The organism is Psychrobacillus sp. FSL H8-0484, assembly GCF_038005325.1.
GTDB lineage: Bacteria > Bacillota > Bacilli > Bacillales_A > Planococcaceae > Psychrobacillus.
In genome coordinates, this window is record NZ_JBBOSZ010000001.1 from 478,538 (window position 1) to 494,169 (window position 15,632).

The 15,632-nt window shown below is 34.0% G+C and carries 15 protein-coding genes; 7 read left to right on the top strand and 8 right to left on the bottom strand.

Annotation, left to right across the window (positions count from 1 at the left end; translation table 11 throughout):
- Both MHH81_RS02320 and MHH81_RS02325 read left to right on the top strand, forming a co-directional pair.
- The gene (locus MHH81_RS02320) at nt 1-420 is read left to right on the top strand and encodes a pyridoxamine 5'-phosphate oxidase family protein (protein ID WP_340917421.1); all 420 of its coding nucleotides are present in this window, start codon (nt 1-3) and stop codon (nt 418-420) included.
- Between the two features lie 144 nt (nt 421-564).
- The gene (locus MHH81_RS02325; protein WP_340917423.1) at nt 565-1,176 is read left to right on the top strand and encodes a protein kinase family protein; all 612 of its coding nucleotides are present in this window, start codon (nt 565-567) and stop codon (nt 1,174-1,176) included.
- Nucleotides 1,177-1,194: 18 nt separating this feature from the next.
- On the opposite strand, the gene MHH81_RS02330 is transcribed toward MHH81_RS02325, so the two are convergent.
- Nucleotides 1,195-2,010 carry an EcsC family protein gene (locus tag MHH81_RS02330; RefSeq protein ID WP_340917425.1) on the bottom strand — a complete coding sequence of 272 codons (816 nt, stop codon included), beginning with the start codon at nt 2,008-2,010 and terminating at the stop codon, nt 1,195-1,197.
- A 225-nt stretch (nt 2,011-2,235) separates the two neighbouring features.
- On the opposite strand from MHH81_RS02330, the gene MHH81_RS02335 reads away from it, so the two are divergent.
- From MHH81_RS02335 to MHH81_RS02345, 3 genes are read left to right on the top strand one after another with little or no spacing between them, the layout of a single operon-like run.
- Nucleotides 2,236-3,702: a spore germination protein gene (locus tag MHH81_RS02335; protein WP_340917427.1), complete on the top strand. Its 1,467-nt coding sequence runs from the start codon at nt 2,236-2,238 to the stop codon at nt 3,700-3,702.
- Between the two features lie 23 nt (nt 3,703-3,725).
- Entirely contained in the window at nt 3,726-4,805 is a 1,080-nt protein-coding gene (locus MHH81_RS02340; protein WP_340917429.1) for a GerAB/ArcD/ProY family transporter, read from the top strand.
- Nucleotides 4,802-5,914 (top strand): Ger(x)C family spore germination protein, encoded by a 1,113-nt coding sequence (locus tag MHH81_RS02345; RefSeq protein WP_340917431.1) that lies wholly within the window; start codon nt 4,802-4,804, stop codon nt 5,912-5,914. The genes MHH81_RS02340 and MHH81_RS02345 overlap by 4 nt, the downstream gene beginning before the upstream one ends.
- 363 nt (nt 5,915-6,277) lie before the next feature.
- On the opposite strand, the gene MHH81_RS02350 is transcribed toward MHH81_RS02345, so the two are convergent.
- The 4 genes from MHH81_RS02350 to MHH81_RS02365 form a co-directional block, all read right to left on the bottom strand.
- Entirely contained in the window at nt 6,278-6,445 is a 168-nt protein-coding gene (locus MHH81_RS02350) for a YfhD family protein (RefSeq protein WP_340917433.1), read from the bottom strand.
- Nucleotides 6,446-6,568: 123 nt separating this feature from the next.
- On the bottom strand, nt 6,569-7,780 hold the full coding sequence (locus MHH81_RS02355) for an ATP-binding protein (RefSeq protein ID WP_340917435.1): 1,212 nt from the start codon (nt 7,778-7,780) through the stop codon (nt 6,569-6,571).
- A 141-nt stretch (nt 7,781-7,921) separates the two neighbouring features.
- On the bottom strand, nt 7,922-8,734 hold the full coding sequence (locus MHH81_RS02360) for a HAMP domain-containing sensor histidine kinase (protein ID WP_340917437.1): 813 nt from the start codon (nt 8,732-8,734) through the stop codon (nt 7,922-7,924).
- Nucleotides 8,735-9,297: 563 nt separating this feature from the next.
- Nucleotides 9,298-9,732, bottom strand: coding sequence for a hypothetical protein (locus MHH81_RS02365; protein ID WP_340917440.1), 435 nt, complete (start codon nt 9,730-9,732; stop codon nt 9,298-9,300).
- 529 nt (nt 9,733-10,261) lie between these two features.
- Between MHH81_RS02365 and MHH81_RS02370 the strand changes: the two genes are divergently transcribed.
- Nucleotides 10,262-10,783, top strand: coding sequence for a sigma-70 family RNA polymerase sigma factor (locus MHH81_RS02370; RefSeq protein ID WP_340917442.1), 522 nt, complete (start codon nt 10,262-10,264; stop codon nt 10,781-10,783).
- On the top strand, nt 10,776-12,113 hold the full coding sequence (locus MHH81_RS02375; RefSeq protein ID WP_340917445.1) for a DUF4179 domain-containing protein: 1,338 nt from the start codon (nt 10,776-10,778) through the stop codon (nt 12,111-12,113). The genes MHH81_RS02370 and MHH81_RS02375 overlap by 8 nt, the downstream gene beginning before the upstream one ends.
- 78 nt (nt 12,114-12,191) lie before the next feature.
- On the opposite strand, the gene MHH81_RS02380 is transcribed toward MHH81_RS02375, so the two are convergent.
- From MHH81_RS02380 to MHH81_RS02390, 3 genes are all read right to left on the bottom strand, one after another.
- On the bottom strand, nt 12,192-14,024 hold the full coding sequence (locus MHH81_RS02380) for a DL-endopeptidase inhibitor IseA family protein (RefSeq protein ID WP_340917447.1): 1,833 nt from the start codon (nt 14,022-14,024) through the stop codon (nt 12,192-12,194).
- Between the two features lie 397 nt (nt 14,025-14,421).
- The gene (locus tag MHH81_RS02385; RefSeq protein WP_340917449.1) at nt 14,422-14,727 is read right to left on the bottom strand and encodes a nucleotide pyrophosphohydrolase; all 306 of its coding nucleotides are present in this window, start codon (nt 14,725-14,727) and stop codon (nt 14,422-14,424) included.
- Between the two features lie 9 nt (nt 14,728-14,736).
- Nucleotides 14,737-15,582, bottom strand: coding sequence for a class I SAM-dependent methyltransferase (locus MHH81_RS02390; protein ID WP_340917452.1), 846 nt, complete (start codon nt 15,580-15,582; stop codon nt 14,737-14,739).
- Nucleotides 15,583-15,632 lie beyond the last annotated feature (50 nt).

The following is a 15,632-nucleotide window of genomic DNA, read 5'->3' on the forward strand; positions in this document are numbered from 1 at the left end:
ATGACGAAAACTGCAAAAGAGCAAGCACTAAAAATTTTAAACAATAATATGGTTGGTACGATGGCAACGATTCAGCAAAATAAACCGCACTCCCGTTATATGACTTTTTTTAATGATGACTTCACTCTATATACAGCTACTAGTAATAACACACATAAAGTCGAAGAAGTTCAAAAAAATCCAAATACCCATATTTTATTAGGTTACGACGGAAAAGGATTTGGAGACGCTTTTTTAGAAATTGAAGGAACTGTAACAGTTTCAGATGATGAGACGATGAAGGAAAAAGTATGGAATAAAGCTTTAAAAGGGTGGTTCGATGGACCAGAAGATCCTACCCTCATCATTTTAAAAATAACGCCTACACATATTCGTGTCATGAATACAAAGGGTCTTGAACCACAGATCGTTGAATTGTAGGCTAATGATTTTGCCATCGAATCCCTCTACTTTGTTGGAAACAAAAGATGTTTGTGTGACCTTGCCTATTAATTTGGTAAGGTCTTTTCTATATTAGAATCGTTAGGAATAAAGAATCGTTCCTAATACTAGATTGGAGGTTAAATGGTGGACTCATATCAAAAACTTGCAAGCACAGTAATCATTAATAAAAAAAATCGCCTCATTAGCTACGATGAATCTTTAAATCTTATTGGGGCGGGAAGAAGTGCTTTTGTTTTTAAATTAAAGAAAACTAATAAAGCTATGAAAGTATTTTTCTCTAATTTTGAGCACCTTGCAAAAATAGAAGGTGAAATTTATGATGCACTTCAAACTATTCATTATTATCCTTCCGTTTATAAGCTTGGCTCGAATTATATTGTGATGGACTACATTGATGGTCAAACACTTTTTGAGTGTTTGACTAATGGAAAGCTAATAACATCCGTTCACATCAATGAAATTGATTATGCATTATCATTGGCTTCAGAACGGGGATTAAATCCTTCTGATATTCATTTAAAAAATATTATTATTACATCTAATGGAGAGATAAGGATAATTGATGTTGCACGATTTAGACAAACCAAAGACTGTATGCAATGGACTCATTTAAAAAAATCCTACCATCAGCTTTACCGAAAACGTTTCTTTCCACAGAAAATTCCTGTCTTCTCTTTAAATATTTTGGCCTTCTTATACAAAAAAAGCCTTATCCCCACTTATAGAGGATAAGGCGTTAATTGGAAAATTCTAAATAATAGGGTCAGCGCTGTTGCCGAGTCTTTCAACAATCCTTCTCTTTCGATAAAGCATCATCCCAGCTTCTGCAATATCATTTACAGCGGAACGATTAATAAATGCACCAAAGACCAGTCCGGCAATTGGGATCATTTGAAAAAGTTTTTTCCAACCCAACTGATCGCGATAGGCGAAAACGACTTCACGCCATCCTTGGACTTCAGATATCACCTCTCGGTTAACAGCTTCGTCCTGAATATCAAACATAGATAATTGGGTAAGAATTGTTTGCTTTCCAACAATGTCAGCAGAAATGAATTGTAGGCATTTGACGATAAATAAACGCTCTTTTTTATCATTAGGATCATAGCCGTAGCAAATAGCGATGTCCTGTAAGGTTTTTATCTGTAATCCTAAAAGAAGTGGAATATCAATTGAAAATGTAAAAATACCACCAATTCCAGTACTAGCACCTTGTAATGTAGCAATTTTTTTTCTGTTTTTTGTAAGACCTTCTACAGCATTGTCCATTTTGGAAATAGGGAGTTGTTTCACATCTTCTAATGTTTGAACCTCTAATTTAGGATAATAAGAAGGGATTTTTGAAGAGGAACTTAAATAGCTACCTCCTGATTGAATGTATTGTCCAAGCTCATCCAATAGTGTTCCGATTTTATTTTGGATAAATGTAGGTGTCCATTTATCAATGAATTTAAATGGTAAACGTCCAAGCTTTTCCCAAAACCATAAATCACTTTGGTCTTTTTCCCAAACCTCGACTTTTTTTAATTCTTCTGTTAACCATTGCTTCGAATCTGTCACTTGCATAATCGCCTCTTTCTTTGCTTATTAATTCAAACGAAATTCGATGAATAAAGTTCAATTGTTATGATCAAGTTTAGAAGTGCTTCTTTGCGGCTATGATACCATCTTACCTGCATAGAAACGTACATATACGCTTTTCTTCTGTTGCACCTTTGCGATGGTTCATTTGAATACTATTTTTTAAAATGGACAAACTAAATGAATAAAAAGGGAAGGCATGTGGTACTTATGAAAAACCTAAAATTCGTTCGTTCCACAATTGGTGTGAAGTACCAAAAAAAAGCACAATCGGAAGTAGGGAATAGTACAAAAGCAGAGCAGTTTATTAAAGACTTAAAAAACCATACAAGTAAAATGAATGATGTTATTTTCAAAAAAATACCTACAAGTGAAAGTGTTGTAACAGTCATTTATTCCAGTTCACTTGTAGATAAAATAACTATGCAATTAATGATATTTATTCCCTTAGCAAATCATTTGAATCAAATTCACCAAGTAGCCGAAGTGATAAAAACGACAGATGTCAATGGAATTTCATCAAAGCTCATTTCCGGTCAAACACTTCTGTACTTCCACCAGTCAAATTTATTATTAAGCATTGATACATACAGTGCACCTACTCGTTCCATAACAAATACTGAAACAGAGTCGACAGTTATTGGTCCACAAGATGCTTTTACGGAATCGCTGGAAACAAATATATCTTTAGTAAAAAGACGTATCCAAAATCCAATGTTGAAAAATGAAGAACGTACTATAGGAAAAGAAACGAATACGAAAATTTCGATATTATATATAGATAATATTGTAAATCATGAAAATTTAGAAAGACTAAGGAGTCGAATTGATCATATTGATTATCCAGCATACTTCGATATTTCCGTATTAAAGCAGCTAATCGAAGATAACCCTTTATCTCCTTTTCCACAATACTATATGACGGTAAGACCTGACACTGTATCTTATTATCTTCTCGATGGAAGAATGGTTGTTTTTATGGATAATAGTCAAGATGCCCTTGTTTGTCCGACCTCTTTTTTGGAAATGTTCATTTCCATAGAAGATTACTATAATCGATGGACTACCGCATCTTTACTTCGAATGCTCCGTTTTTTTGGATTTTTCTTAACAATCATGATAACACCAATGTACATATCAGCTTTAACATTTCATCCGGAAATTCTTCCTTATGAACTTTTATTGAATTTGCAGGAGTCAAGAAGTAAAGTACCTTTTCCACCGCTTTTTGAAGTGCTGTTTATTGAACTAATTATAGAAGTCTTAAGGGAAGCTGGGTCTCGAATGCCTGCAAAAGTAGGGCAAACCATTGGTATCGTAGGAGGTATTGTAATTGGAACGGCAGCAGTTGAGGCGGGTCTCATTAGTAACATTTTAGTTGTCTTAGTTGCAACCTCCGCGTTACTTTCTTTTTTGCCTCCTATATTTTTAATGAGTAATACGAGTAGATTTGTTCGATATATTTTTATTCTATCTGCAGGGTTATTTGGGTTGTTTGGACAAATGCTAGCTTTTGCTTGGCTAATTACTCACTTATTAAGATTAAATTCTTTAGGAACTCCTTTTATGACACCGGTCATTCCACGAAAAGCGTCAGATTTAATGGATAGTATTGTTAGGTTTCCAATAGCTAATCTAAAAGAGAAAATGGGAATCTCAAGGTCACAGAAAAAGTAGAATGTCTTGGGGGAGGTGTTGGAGTGAGTACAAACAAGCGGAAACTTTTGAATAGATATCATGTTGTTTTTTTGGTACAAAGTACAATGTTTGGTACTGGAGTCCTCTCACTCCCTCAGAGACTGAGTTCTCTAGGGTATAGTCAAGCACTTTTCCCATTATTGTTTGGTGTCATTGCAAGTCTGTCGATTTGGCCAATGATTTGGATTAACTCAAAGTATAAAAATGAAAATTTGTTTAGAATAAATGAAATATTGTTAGGGAAGTGGATAGGTAAAAGTATCAATTTATTTATAGTTCTTCAATTTACTCTTTTTTTAGCCGCAATTATTAGTAGTTATATGAATCTTATACAAACTACAGCGCTTCCTGAACAGACTTTGACGATCCCCGTACTATTTTTCTTGCTGTTACTTACCTACATTGTAAATGGTGGAATAAAATCCGTTGCAAGGTTTTGTATCATGGCATTTTTCATCACTATACCAATGTTGTACTTTTTACGTTGGGCAATTGAGAAAGGTGAAATGAGTCATTTATTCCCTTTATTTAATTACAATGGACATGAATTTTTTGAAGCTTTGAGAAAAGGATATTTATCTATACTGGGATATGAGGTTATCATGTTTTATTTCCCGTATATTGTGAATCAAAAGAAAGCATATAAACATGCTCTTGTTGGAATTTGGATAAGTATTTTTCTTTGCTTTATAACAACTTTAGTGAGTGTTATATACTACTCAGAATGGCAATTGGAAAATATTGAATTTACTGTTTTGCATTTGTTTAAGGCAGGCGAATTTTCCTTTATTGAGAGAATTGATATTATTGGTATCACATTGTGGATATTTTTAATTTTATCTACTTCAGCTGGATATTTATGGAGTGCTAAGAAAGGTCTAGATTCCCTTCGATCGAAAAAAAAGAAATATCATGTATATTTAATAACTATCGTGATTTTTGCTGTCGTGGTAATGCCAATACCTCAGGAATCTCAGAAGAAATTATTTGAGGTAAGTCATTATGTTGGTTATTTACTTTTAGTCTGGCCGATATTTTTAAGTGTTGTCCATATACTTAGAAAAAAGCAGGTGCAACAATGAACGTAAAATTTATAATACTTGCTATTATTCTTGCTATGGCATTTTTAACAGGTTGTACAGCAAAAGAAAAGAAAATTCCTTTGGAAGATGTAGGGATGGTTGGGGTTATGGCAATTGACTATATTGATGAAAACTCGTTGAAGTTAACAGTGGCGATTCCTCAATATTCGCCTGAAGCGAAGGAACATACCCAAATTTTCTCCGTGACCACAGAATTAGTGTCACAAGGAATTGTCGATATAGAAGCACTTTCTGATAAAAAGGTAGTATTGAACCAATTACGGGTTGTCCTTCTCAATGAAGAGTTTGTACGGCATGGAAAAGCTAGAGGAATTATAAAGCATTTATTTAGAAATGCTGAAGTTGGTAATAAGGTGCTAATTGCAGTCGTTAAAGAGAGTGGTGAAGAAATATTAAAAGAGGAATATCCTGATAAGCCTAATATTAACTTTTATTTAAATGATTTATTACAACCAAGTATTAATACTGCATTTAATCCGAACACCAATATCCATGATTTTATATATACACAAACAAATCCAGTACTTGACTCGATCGTTCCTTTACTAGAAAAAAAAGAAGGTAAAATAGAGATAAATGGAATTGCTCTATTTAAAGGAGATAAAATGCTAAGAAGTTTATCGAAAGATGATGCTCTCATCATTCAAGCGTTACAAGGGCGTAAAAAACTTGCTCCATTATATATAAATTTGAATGATAATAATAAAGAAGAAAAGATGATGCTCGATTTAATTAACAGTAAGGTGAGGATGAAAGGTAATAAAAGTATGGATTCACCAAAATTAACTGTTTCTTTGAAAATTGAAGGTACACTTGTGGAGTATAAAGGGGAAAGGGAAGGTCATCTGAGCACACACGAGGAAATATTAAAACTTGAAGAAGATATAAACAAAGAAATTGAAAAAGACATCAGTAAATTTTTGGAGACTTTAAAAGAACTAAAGGTTGATCCAATAGGTTTAACCGAAAAATTTCGCATGCACTACCATGGAGATTGGGATAAAACTATAACGAGAGAAACAATAAGTAAATTACAATGGGACATTCACGTTGAAACGTCAATTGTTAGTACAGGTACCTTAAGGTGAATTTAGAAAACAGTAGGTAGCTGGAGGCTTTACAGCTACTTTATTAAAAGGTTCTACTTACTTATCTTTTTGGCTCTGTTAAACGATGGTGTTGTTATGGACTAAAATCCGCTCACTTTCCGCGGACGAACTGCCAAACCTCCACACTCGCAAGCCCGCTCTGGGGTCTTGGCAGCCTGTTTTCCGTAGGAGTCTCGTGGATTTTCAACACAAAATATATGCTTCTAAAAATAAAGAGCCTAATTTACCAGAGACATCTTTTTTTAATACTTCAGTGTCTACTGCAAAATAACCTGAAATTTAAAACCCCACTAGAAATAATCAAAGTGGGGGAGGATTTGTATAATTATTGTCCCGTTAAATTTATTTCTTTTTATTATTTCGTTTTTTAAACGATTCGTTATGTTTCAGTTCACCAAATTCTCGAGCAAATTCTTCTTGAATTTCATTTGGTTTAATTTTTTGATTTTTAGGCGTTTGAGGGAGCGTATCTTTGTTCTGACTTTTGCCTTGTTTATTATCTCTACCCATGTAAATCCTCCTTTCGTATATTACGTACCTAACTAATATGGCATGGAAGGTTTGTTTCTACTCATAAAATATAAATAAACACTGAGGATTTTTTTCCCAGTGTTTTAAGGTATATATGGAATTTTATCTCAAAACCAATTCACTCGTTGTATTCTTCGTTTCTGTTTGTGCAACGGAAATAGAAGATGAACTAAACATAATTTCAAATGTCGTACCTACACCTAGTTCACTTTCTACATGTATAGTTCCATTCATTGCACGGATAAAGCTGAAAACAACAATCATACCAAGGCCCGTTCCTTTATCGCCTTTTGTTGAATAATAAGGTTCTCCTAACCGAACTACTTGTTCAGATGTCATACCAGACCCTGTATCCCCAATTGTTATTCTCACATTTGTTTGTGTGGAGTGTGTCTCAACCTTTAATATTCCACCATTCGGCATTGCTTCGATGGCATTTTTCATTATATTCACTAAGCATTGATGGAATTTCTGCCGGTCACCCTCAATAGTTGCCTCATGTGAAAAGTAAGTTATTACTTGAACGGAATTCCGATTTGCAGAAGGTTGCAGTAATTGGATAACTCGTTGTATTTCCTCTTGGACGATAAGGGATTCGACCAACTTTATTTCAGGTTTAGATAAATTCAAATAATCTTGAATGACTCTTTCCGCTGATTTAAGCTCTCTTCTTAAAATGGAAAGGTATTGCAATCGATTTTCATCAGAAATATTCTCACTTTGCAAAAGCTGGACAAAGCCGATTGCTGCTGTCAATGGATTCCTTATTTCATGAGAAATAGCAGCACCCATTTTCTCGATTACTTCCTGCCTGTTTACTTTTAATAGTCGTTCGCTCAAAATGGCGGATTTTCTTGTTTCCTCGATATAGTATGCAATCATACCAACTCCTAATGGTTGGATGAATAAAAAAGCAAAATATACATCGAACAAAGGGTAAGGAAGATGTACAAATTCCAAAACTGTTTGTATTAAACTAAGCAAAAATGTAAATCCAACTGAAAATAAGATTCGTTGATTAGATGATTGTTTTAAAAAAAATGGAGAAAGCCTCCATAACGAGAAAGAAATAGCGCTATAGAATATTGCAGTAAGCCAAAAATCGAAGTCAATACCGTACATTCCCCTAATCCCAATGGTTACTAACCCCAATAAAGGGCCTAGTCCCATATAGAGACCACCAATAATAATAGGAATATTTCGTAAATCTAAATAGAAGCCTTCGTGTATAGGATAGCTAAATGCGAGACAGATGAAGAAACTAATAACAAGATAAAAGAAGGCTACTATTTTAATAGACCTTGTAATATTCAACCTTTCAACCCATAACAAACCTAAAAAAAGTAATACTATTAACAAAGATAGGTTAAAAAAAAAGTGTTTAGTCAATTCCAACGTATTACCTCTCTTCAACAACAGAATGGGCAGATACTGTCTAAAAATGTGTTAGTTTATTCAACGCTTCAAATGAGGTTTTATCGGTTTAAAAGAAAATTTCAAAAATTTCCCTTTTCCATTCTCCTTTTTTACTTCATCAATCGTCCCTTTCATCGCACGCACGATACTGAAAGAAAGTGTCATAGAGAAGTCCTTTTGTTTTAATTGTTCGCTACAAATGCTTGTTTCATTATCTTGTATAGTAATGACTATATGAGTTGTCGTTTCTACTGCTTCTATTAGTAATGTACCACCGTTTGGTCTAGATTCAATAGAATTTTTAATAATATTTATAAAGCATTGTTGAAACTTAGAACGGTCTCCTTCCATTAATCTAGTCGAAGAGAAGTTAGTGGATAATTTAACAGAATGATAGTTAGCTAACGGCTGTAATAACTTAATAACGTGCGTTAGTTCTTCCTGTACATTTAATGGCTCTACTGATTCAAGTATTGGTTTGGAATAGGATAGATAATCTTGGATAATTCTTTCGGCAGAATCCAATTCATCTTTTAGGATAGCAAGGTATTGTGTTCTTTTTTCCATGTCATGCGTGTCTTTATATAGCAGTTCGACAAAACCAAGTGCTGTTGTTAATGGATTGCGAATTTCATGTGAGATAGCAGCACCCATTTGTTCAATTGCTTCTAATTTTTCAGCAATAATTAACTGATGGCGTAACAGAATGTTTTTTTCAATCATTTCTATTATATATGCAATTATCACTACCCCAAGAGGAGGGACAACTAAATAAGCAAAAAACAAATCAGGTATAACATTAGATGGTGCAATTTTTAACACAAGGATTAGGATACCGACACTCAGAAACAAAGCATGTCCCATAGAAAAAAGAATTCGATGGTTTGAAGTGAGCCTCATAAACCACGGGGAAATAACCCATAAGTAAAAGCTGAAAGTCGTGTAAATGACGCATGCTACCATAAAACCAAAATCAATTCCGTGAAATCCACGCATGAAAATGACCAATAAACCCAAAGCAGGACTTAGCCTTAGATAAAGTCCCCCAATTAAAAATGGTATTATTCTTAAATCTAATACAAATTCGTCACCGAATGGATAGGTAAATATGTTGCAAAGAGCCAATGACACAGTAAAATATAATAGCGCAGTTCTTTTGTGTAAAAGAATACTACCGGATCTCCTGAATATAGAAAAACAAAGGAAAAACAAGATTATTAATAAGGAAAGATTGAATAGAAAGTGCATCGTTATAGTTCCCACTGGTATACCTCTTCCCAATTGTTTATAGGTTAATAGTAACTAGAGGAAAAGTAATATTCAATAGTTTATATTTATTATTTTGAAAATTTATTTAAATTAAACAAAAAAAACCAGGTATATACATGATCGGTATATGCCTGGGTGCATGTTATTTACTTTTCTTTGTTAAAAAAAGAAACTAACTGCTTTTGAGTTGGGGCTTGAATTTTAAACGTTAACTCTCTATCTCCACTATTTTCTATACGTGGAATAATGGATTCAATAACGTTGAATTTCCAAAATGAGGGCTTGCTTTTTGTGCTTTTTTCCGTTTCTGGGGTCATCATTTTTCTTTGGAAAGAATGAAGTTTTGCCATTAGGAACTTTTCTTTTATTCGAATAAGTAAATAACCTTCATCGGTCTCAGGATTAAATTTCTTCATCAGTGATTCACCTAATTCAAACGTGTTGGATTTATTTTGAACAGATGGTGAAATAACAAAGATATTTCCCTTACGAAATAGGGCAGTGTTAGATACTTGACTAAGACCTAAATCATTTATTAGAAAATCCAGGTTTACTTGGGATGCTTCACTAGCGACAGACATATAGTACCTCCTCTACTTGTACACGGACTAATACTATAAGTATACCCCATTTTGCAAGTAATATCTTTAATTTTGGGAATACTTTCTTAATAAATGAGAAAATTATTGCTTTTTACGTAATAAAGAAGTTTAATACAAGGCTCCGTTAAAACAATCATGTTGTTACCTGCCGATAATTCGCTCGCTTTCCGGGATCTTGGTAGCCCGTTTTTCGTATAGTAATAAATTTTGTATGTGTGTCTATAGAAAGATTAATTAATTTTAACTACCTATATTATAAAAAGACGAGGATTGTGAACAATTTAAAATTGTTCACAATCCTCGTCTTTTATTTAACGATAACTTATTATATTTGCTGAAATTTTTATACTTCCTCCTGTAGACTCAGATATAGTTGAAGATAGGTGAAATTAACAATTGCATGCGATCAAATACTCATCCACCTGGAAAAAAAAGGTGTATTTAATTTCTAAAACTTTTTTCGTAGTTGCGTGTCTAATAGATAAGGGCAAATAAATGAGGTGAAGTCTTGAGCGAAAAGAAATTGGTGGAGAAAGCGATTAAAGGTAATGAAGATGCGTTTTTAGAACTAATCCATTCCTATCAAGAAGCATTGTATCGAACAGCAATATCTTATTTAAAAAACGAAGGAGATGCACTAGAAGCAGTCCAGGAAGTGACATATAGGGCTTATCGCAGTTTAAAAACAGTGAAGGAGCCTACTTACTTTAAGACATGGCTCATCCGAATAATGATGAATTATTGCCAGGATGTCTTAAAGAAAAGTAAGAGGGAAGTGCCAGAAGATAGAATACTTGGCATGCAAGGAGTGAGTGAAGATTTCACTTTTTTAGAACTAGAAGAAGCCCTTTCCAATCTATCTGATTACGAAAGAGAATTACTACACTTGAAATATTTTGAAGATGTCAAAATAAAGGACATCGCTGTTATGTGGAATACACCAGAAGGAACGATTAAAACGAGACTACATAAGGCGTTGCGAGCACTTAGACATAATTTTGAAGAGAAAGGGGAGATAAAACGTGTTTGAGGAAGAAAAAAAGAAATTGGAGCAGAGGAAGAGATTGTTTGATAACATTGCTGTGCCAATGGACAAGCTGCATTTTGCTGTACGAAGTGGGTTTGAGAAAGCAAAAAAAGAACGAACACTAAAAAGAAGGATGATTAGAAAACGAAGTACTTGGTCGATAGCGATAGCTGCCATCCTTCTCATCTCATTTGTTACATCTATCTCTGTATCTCCTGTATTCGCAAGTAAAGTAGCTTCGATTCCTGGTCTGGATAAGATTGTTTCTCTTATAAAGCAAGATAGAGGTTTAACCGCAGCGGTAGAAAATGACTTCTATCAACCTATAAATCTGTCTCAACAAAAGAATGGCATTACAGTGACGCTTGATGGAGTAATTGCGGACAATAAAGGAATGGTGATTTTTTACTCCGTCCATACGAAAGAAGTCGATGTAAAGTCACTAGAATTAAAGTATCTTCAATTAAGGTCAGGATATCAATTACATGTGAATGGGGGAGTGCCTTTGAAGTCGAAACAAGATACAAATCTTTTTAGTTCAAGCATGCATATAGAGAGATTTAAAGGTAAGAAAGATCTTAATTTTGCAATAGGTTTGATAAATGGAACTAAAATAGAGCATTTCAAAATACCATTTACTTATAAAAAAATGGATGTAGAGAGTAAGAATATTATTGTGAATAAAAATGTGACGATTGAAGGTCAACGTATTAAAATAAAGGAATTGATAGTTGATCCAATACGTGTGGTTGTTAAGTTAGAGACAGATCCAAATAACAGAAAGAAACTTCTGTTAAATGCATTTGACGAATTAACACTTGAAGACGAATTAGGTAGGACATGGTCTGCTCTTCCAGGTACTTATTATTGGAATGGTGATGAATGGGAAGTGGCCATTAGGGAGAGTTTTTACTTTTATGAACCGGAGAAATTGTTCCTAACATTTGGGAAAGTTGCAGCGATGGATAAAGATGAAGCTTATATCTTAATCGATACTGAATCAAAGAAGTTTTTGAAACAACCTTCGGAATCGATTTTCTCAAATTTGAAAATTGAGAATGGAAAGGTTAGTTTTACAATACAGGTTAATGAGGAATATGCTCCTGTTTCTTTTCCGAAATTTACGGATGCAGATGGGAAAGGATTTTTAATAAAATATGAAAGTATGCCATTTAGTTCTAAGTATGTAAATGGTTCATTAACTGATACGGCAAAAGAGGAAAAGAGACTCGAATTTGAACTTCCTACTGAATCTTTTTCGAACCCGTTAAGACTAGACCTCGATTTTTACCCATCCTGGATAGAAGAAGACGTAGAGGTAGAAATAAAGTAACAATAAGATGAGGTTCTTAAACAATATTTCATTGTTCAAGAACCTCGTTTTTATTTATCGATATTTTGTTATGTTTATTTAATACATATTAACAATGCCCACTCGGTCTATTTTAAATTCCATCGAACCAGTCGATTGAACAGTGAAATACATTTTGTTTTCTCCATTCTTTAGTAGACCTCTATAATTATTTTCTAGCTCGACGTTAAAATACGCAATAAATTCTACTTGTGAATTGTTTCTTCCGATTTCCTTTAATTTAGTCAATTCCACTTTTTTTATTCCTTTTTTAAATTCTGTCACTTGAAATGAAGAGTAGGGAAGGAACTGGTTTTGTGCTACTTTTGAGTCACTGAGTAAATAATTGAATAGCGTTGAAATAGGATTAATATTGCTAGGAATATCTAAATTCCAATAAGGCTCTTTACTAACTCTCCAACCTGCTTTGTCAACATATTGATATTCCACAATGTACATTTGTTTTTCGTTCGTGTTTCCAATCGGAACAGTTACTCTATAGAACGTTGTATTATTATCTGTCTTTATAAATTCAGCGGTAGCTTTTGACCATTGCGCCATTGAACCACCGTCTGCTTCAATCTGTACAAGTTTCCCATTGTATTCGATGATGCCGCGGTCTTTAATAAACTGCTCGGCAGCAGCCTGTGTCATCGATTGTGTTAAATAGTTCAACAACTTAGTCTTTGTATCGATTTTGCTTGCTAGATAGCGGTACGTGTATCCATTGTAGAAAAATGTTTTATATTCACCAGGTCCATATTCTCCGCCGGCTTCAACGTAGCTTGAGGCTGCTTTATACTTAGCTGCAAGTTCTACAGCTATTTTGTCTGTGATTGCTGTACTTTTTTCTAGTTGAGGCTCTTTGCTAACTCTCCATCCAGCTCTATCAACATATTGATATTCTACTATATACGTTTGATTTTCCTTTGTGTTTCCAATTGGAACAGTTACTCGATAAACCGTTGTATTATTATCTGTCTTCATAAATTCCGCGGTAGCTTTTGACCATTGTGCTAAAGATCCACCGTCTGCTTCAATTTGTGCTAGTTTTCCATTGTATTCGATAATTCCGCGGTCTTTGATAAACTGCTCGGCAGCAGCTTGTGTCATCGATTGTGTTAAATAGTTCAACAACTTAGTTTTTGTATCGATTTTGCTAGATAGGTAGTGATATGTGTATCCATTGTAGAAAAATGTTTTGTATTCACCGCGTCCATACTCTCCACCAGTTTGAACATAGCTTGAAGCTGCTTCAAATTTCGCAGCCAGTTCGACAGCTAGTTTATTTGAAATAGCCGCGGCTTTCTCTTGTTTAGGTTCTTTACTAATTTTCCATCCATCTTTGTTGGAATATTGATACTCGACTATGAAGTCTTGATTTTCACTTGTACTCCAAACAGGAACAGTTAATCGATAGTAGAAAGTATTCTTTTCTGTTTTCATATACTGAGCAGAAGCTCTTTCCCATTGCAATAAAGAACCGCCATCCGCTTCTTCGACTTGTGCTAGTTTGCCCCTATACTCAATAATTCCTCGACTATTCATAAATTGTTCTGCTTCTGAAGGAACTAAAACCTTTTCCAAGTATCTTTTTAACTCTTTTTTTGTATCTATAGAGCTAGATAAATAGCGATATGTTTTATCATTATGTGAAAATGCTTTATACTCATTTTTCTTATACTCACCACCACGCTGTACATAATTGGATATTTTATTCAATTCAATTGCCAGATTAATTGCTTCTTTTGTAGTTAATTCATTCTTTTGTTTTCCCTTATGTTCCTCTTTCGAGTGTTCTTTTGCTAACACATGAGCATTTTGTGAAAATGGAATGCATAATAAGATAACAGTTAATCCAGTAATCAAAACCTTCTTAAAAATTCCAATCATTAAATAAAACCTCCATAAATTGTTTTTATTGTTAACATTTAGTTAGACGTAAAGAATACAGTTCCGTTACAACTAAAAAAATTTTCACCAGAGTCAATTTCATATTTCTAAATTACATGAAAAAGCATGAACAATACTAAAGGAATATAACGGAATAAATATAGTTGATTTCCGCTATAGGTGGACGCTTCAATCAACAAAGTGATAAATGTTCGAATTTAAATGACAAAGTACTATTTATGAAATTAACTCACCCTACTATTAATAGTATGTATTGATAGGAATTATTCGTAAAAAAAACTGCAGCCACTCGAATTACTCGAGTATTGCTGCAGTTATCCTATTATTATATGTCCAAAATGGTTTCTTATTTCAGTTATTTGGATTAATCTAAATGCTATTCCACAGAAACAGGTACTGGATACTTCAGAGCATTTTTTAACATTTTTTGCTGTGCCGCTTCTTTTAAATCAATGTCTAACACATTTGCCAATTGTAAAAGGTAAATAAAAACATCTGCTGCTTCATCTACGATTGCTTGCTTGTCTTTTTGAATGGCTTCCTCTGCAGAAACCCATTGAAAGTGTTCTAAAAGTTCACTTGCTTCTAAAGAAACGGAAATAGCGAGGCTTCGCGCGTCATGATTTCCACCCCAGCCTCGATCATCTCGAAACTTTAATATTTCTGCTGTCAATTCTTTCATGTTGATTCCTCACTTTGCTAAAAAAGTATAAGTAGACATCGATTTAACATTACCGTGATTCCTTGCAGATTCCAATAAAAATATTTCTGAATGGAGCAAAGCAGTAAATTTAGAGGGTAAATGATCAACTAAATTCAGCTCTTTTTTATATTCAGCTAGTGTATACTCTATTTCCCATTTTCCATCTTGAAGCTGAGAAGAGTCAAGGGTTGTTTCAGCAGTAATTTGCCATCCTGCTCTTTCAGCAATATTTTGCAGGTCCTTAGGTGTGAAGAGTGTTCGAACATTGGAAAGGCTACTTTCTTTAAAACATTCATATTGTGCTTGGATTAGTACCGATAAGAAGTGGGGAAGTTGATCATTTGTCTGAATTCTCGTGTCCCATTCAGCAAAGCATAATATGTTCCCCCATTTTTTTATTTTCTTCAGTATGTCATGTAGTTCTTCGGGGGTTTTCAAGTACCAAGAACAATGAGATAAAACAATGTAGTCAAAGGACTTTTCTGGAAATTCTACTTCGTTTGAGAGTACATTTGTTTCAAAATCAACCCGTATTCGATTACCTACCTGTGAATTTTTCAAAAAGTTGATAGAATCCCCTAAAGTAACAGGGCTTCCATAATCAGGTGAAGCTATATCAATTCCATGAATATAACCTTCATCTCCAACGATATATGCTAAAACAGCAGTAGTATCGCCCTGCCCACAGCCAATCTCTAATACTTTGCTGCCAGCTTTAATATTCCAAAAATCCACTAGCTTCATTCGATGCTCTGTTTGCACTTTTTGAATAGTTGGATCGAATTCGTTTGGTGGCATACACTTAACAATTTCTTCTATATTTCGAGTATTCATACCTTCACCCCTTATACATGTATTTTACACGGAGAAGAGGAATTAGTTAT

Coding starts and splice junctions, on each gene's coding strand:
- MHH81_RS02345 (WP_340917431.1), top strand. CDS start 4,802: ATGAACGTAAAATTTATAATACTTGCTATTATTCTTGCTATGGCATTT.
- MHH81_RS02365 (WP_340917440.1), bottom strand. CDS start 9,732: ATGTCTGTCGCTAGTGAAGCATCCCAAGTAAACCTGGATTTTCTAATA.
- MHH81_RS02325 (WP_340917423.1), top strand. CDS start 565: ATGGTGGACTCATATCAAAAACTTGCAAGCACAGTAATCATTAATAAA.
- MHH81_RS02385 (WP_340917449.1), bottom strand. CDS start 14,727: ATGAAAGAATTGACAGCAGAAATATTAAAGTTTCGAGATGATCGAGGC.
- MHH81_RS02350 (WP_340917433.1), bottom strand. CDS start 6,445: ATGGGTAGAGATAATAAACAAGGCAAAAGTCAGAACAAAGATACGCTC.
- MHH81_RS02380 (WP_340917447.1), bottom strand. CDS start 14,024: ATGATTGGAATTTTTAAGAAGGTTTTGATTACTGGATTAACTGTTATC.
- MHH81_RS02335 (WP_340917427.1), top strand. CDS start 2,236: ATGAAAAACCTAAAATTCGTTCGTTCCACAATTGGTGTGAAGTACCAA.
- MHH81_RS02390 (WP_340917452.1), bottom strand. CDS start 15,582: ATGAATACTCGAAATATAGAAGAAATTGTTAAGTGTATGCCACCAAAC.
- MHH81_RS02320 (WP_340917421.1), top strand. CDS start 1: ATGACGAAAACTGCAAAAGAGCAAGCACTAAAAATTTTAAACAATAAT.
- MHH81_RS02330 (WP_340917425.1), bottom strand. CDS start 2,010: ATGCAAGTGACAGATTCGAAGCAATGGTTAACAGAAGAATTAAAAAAA.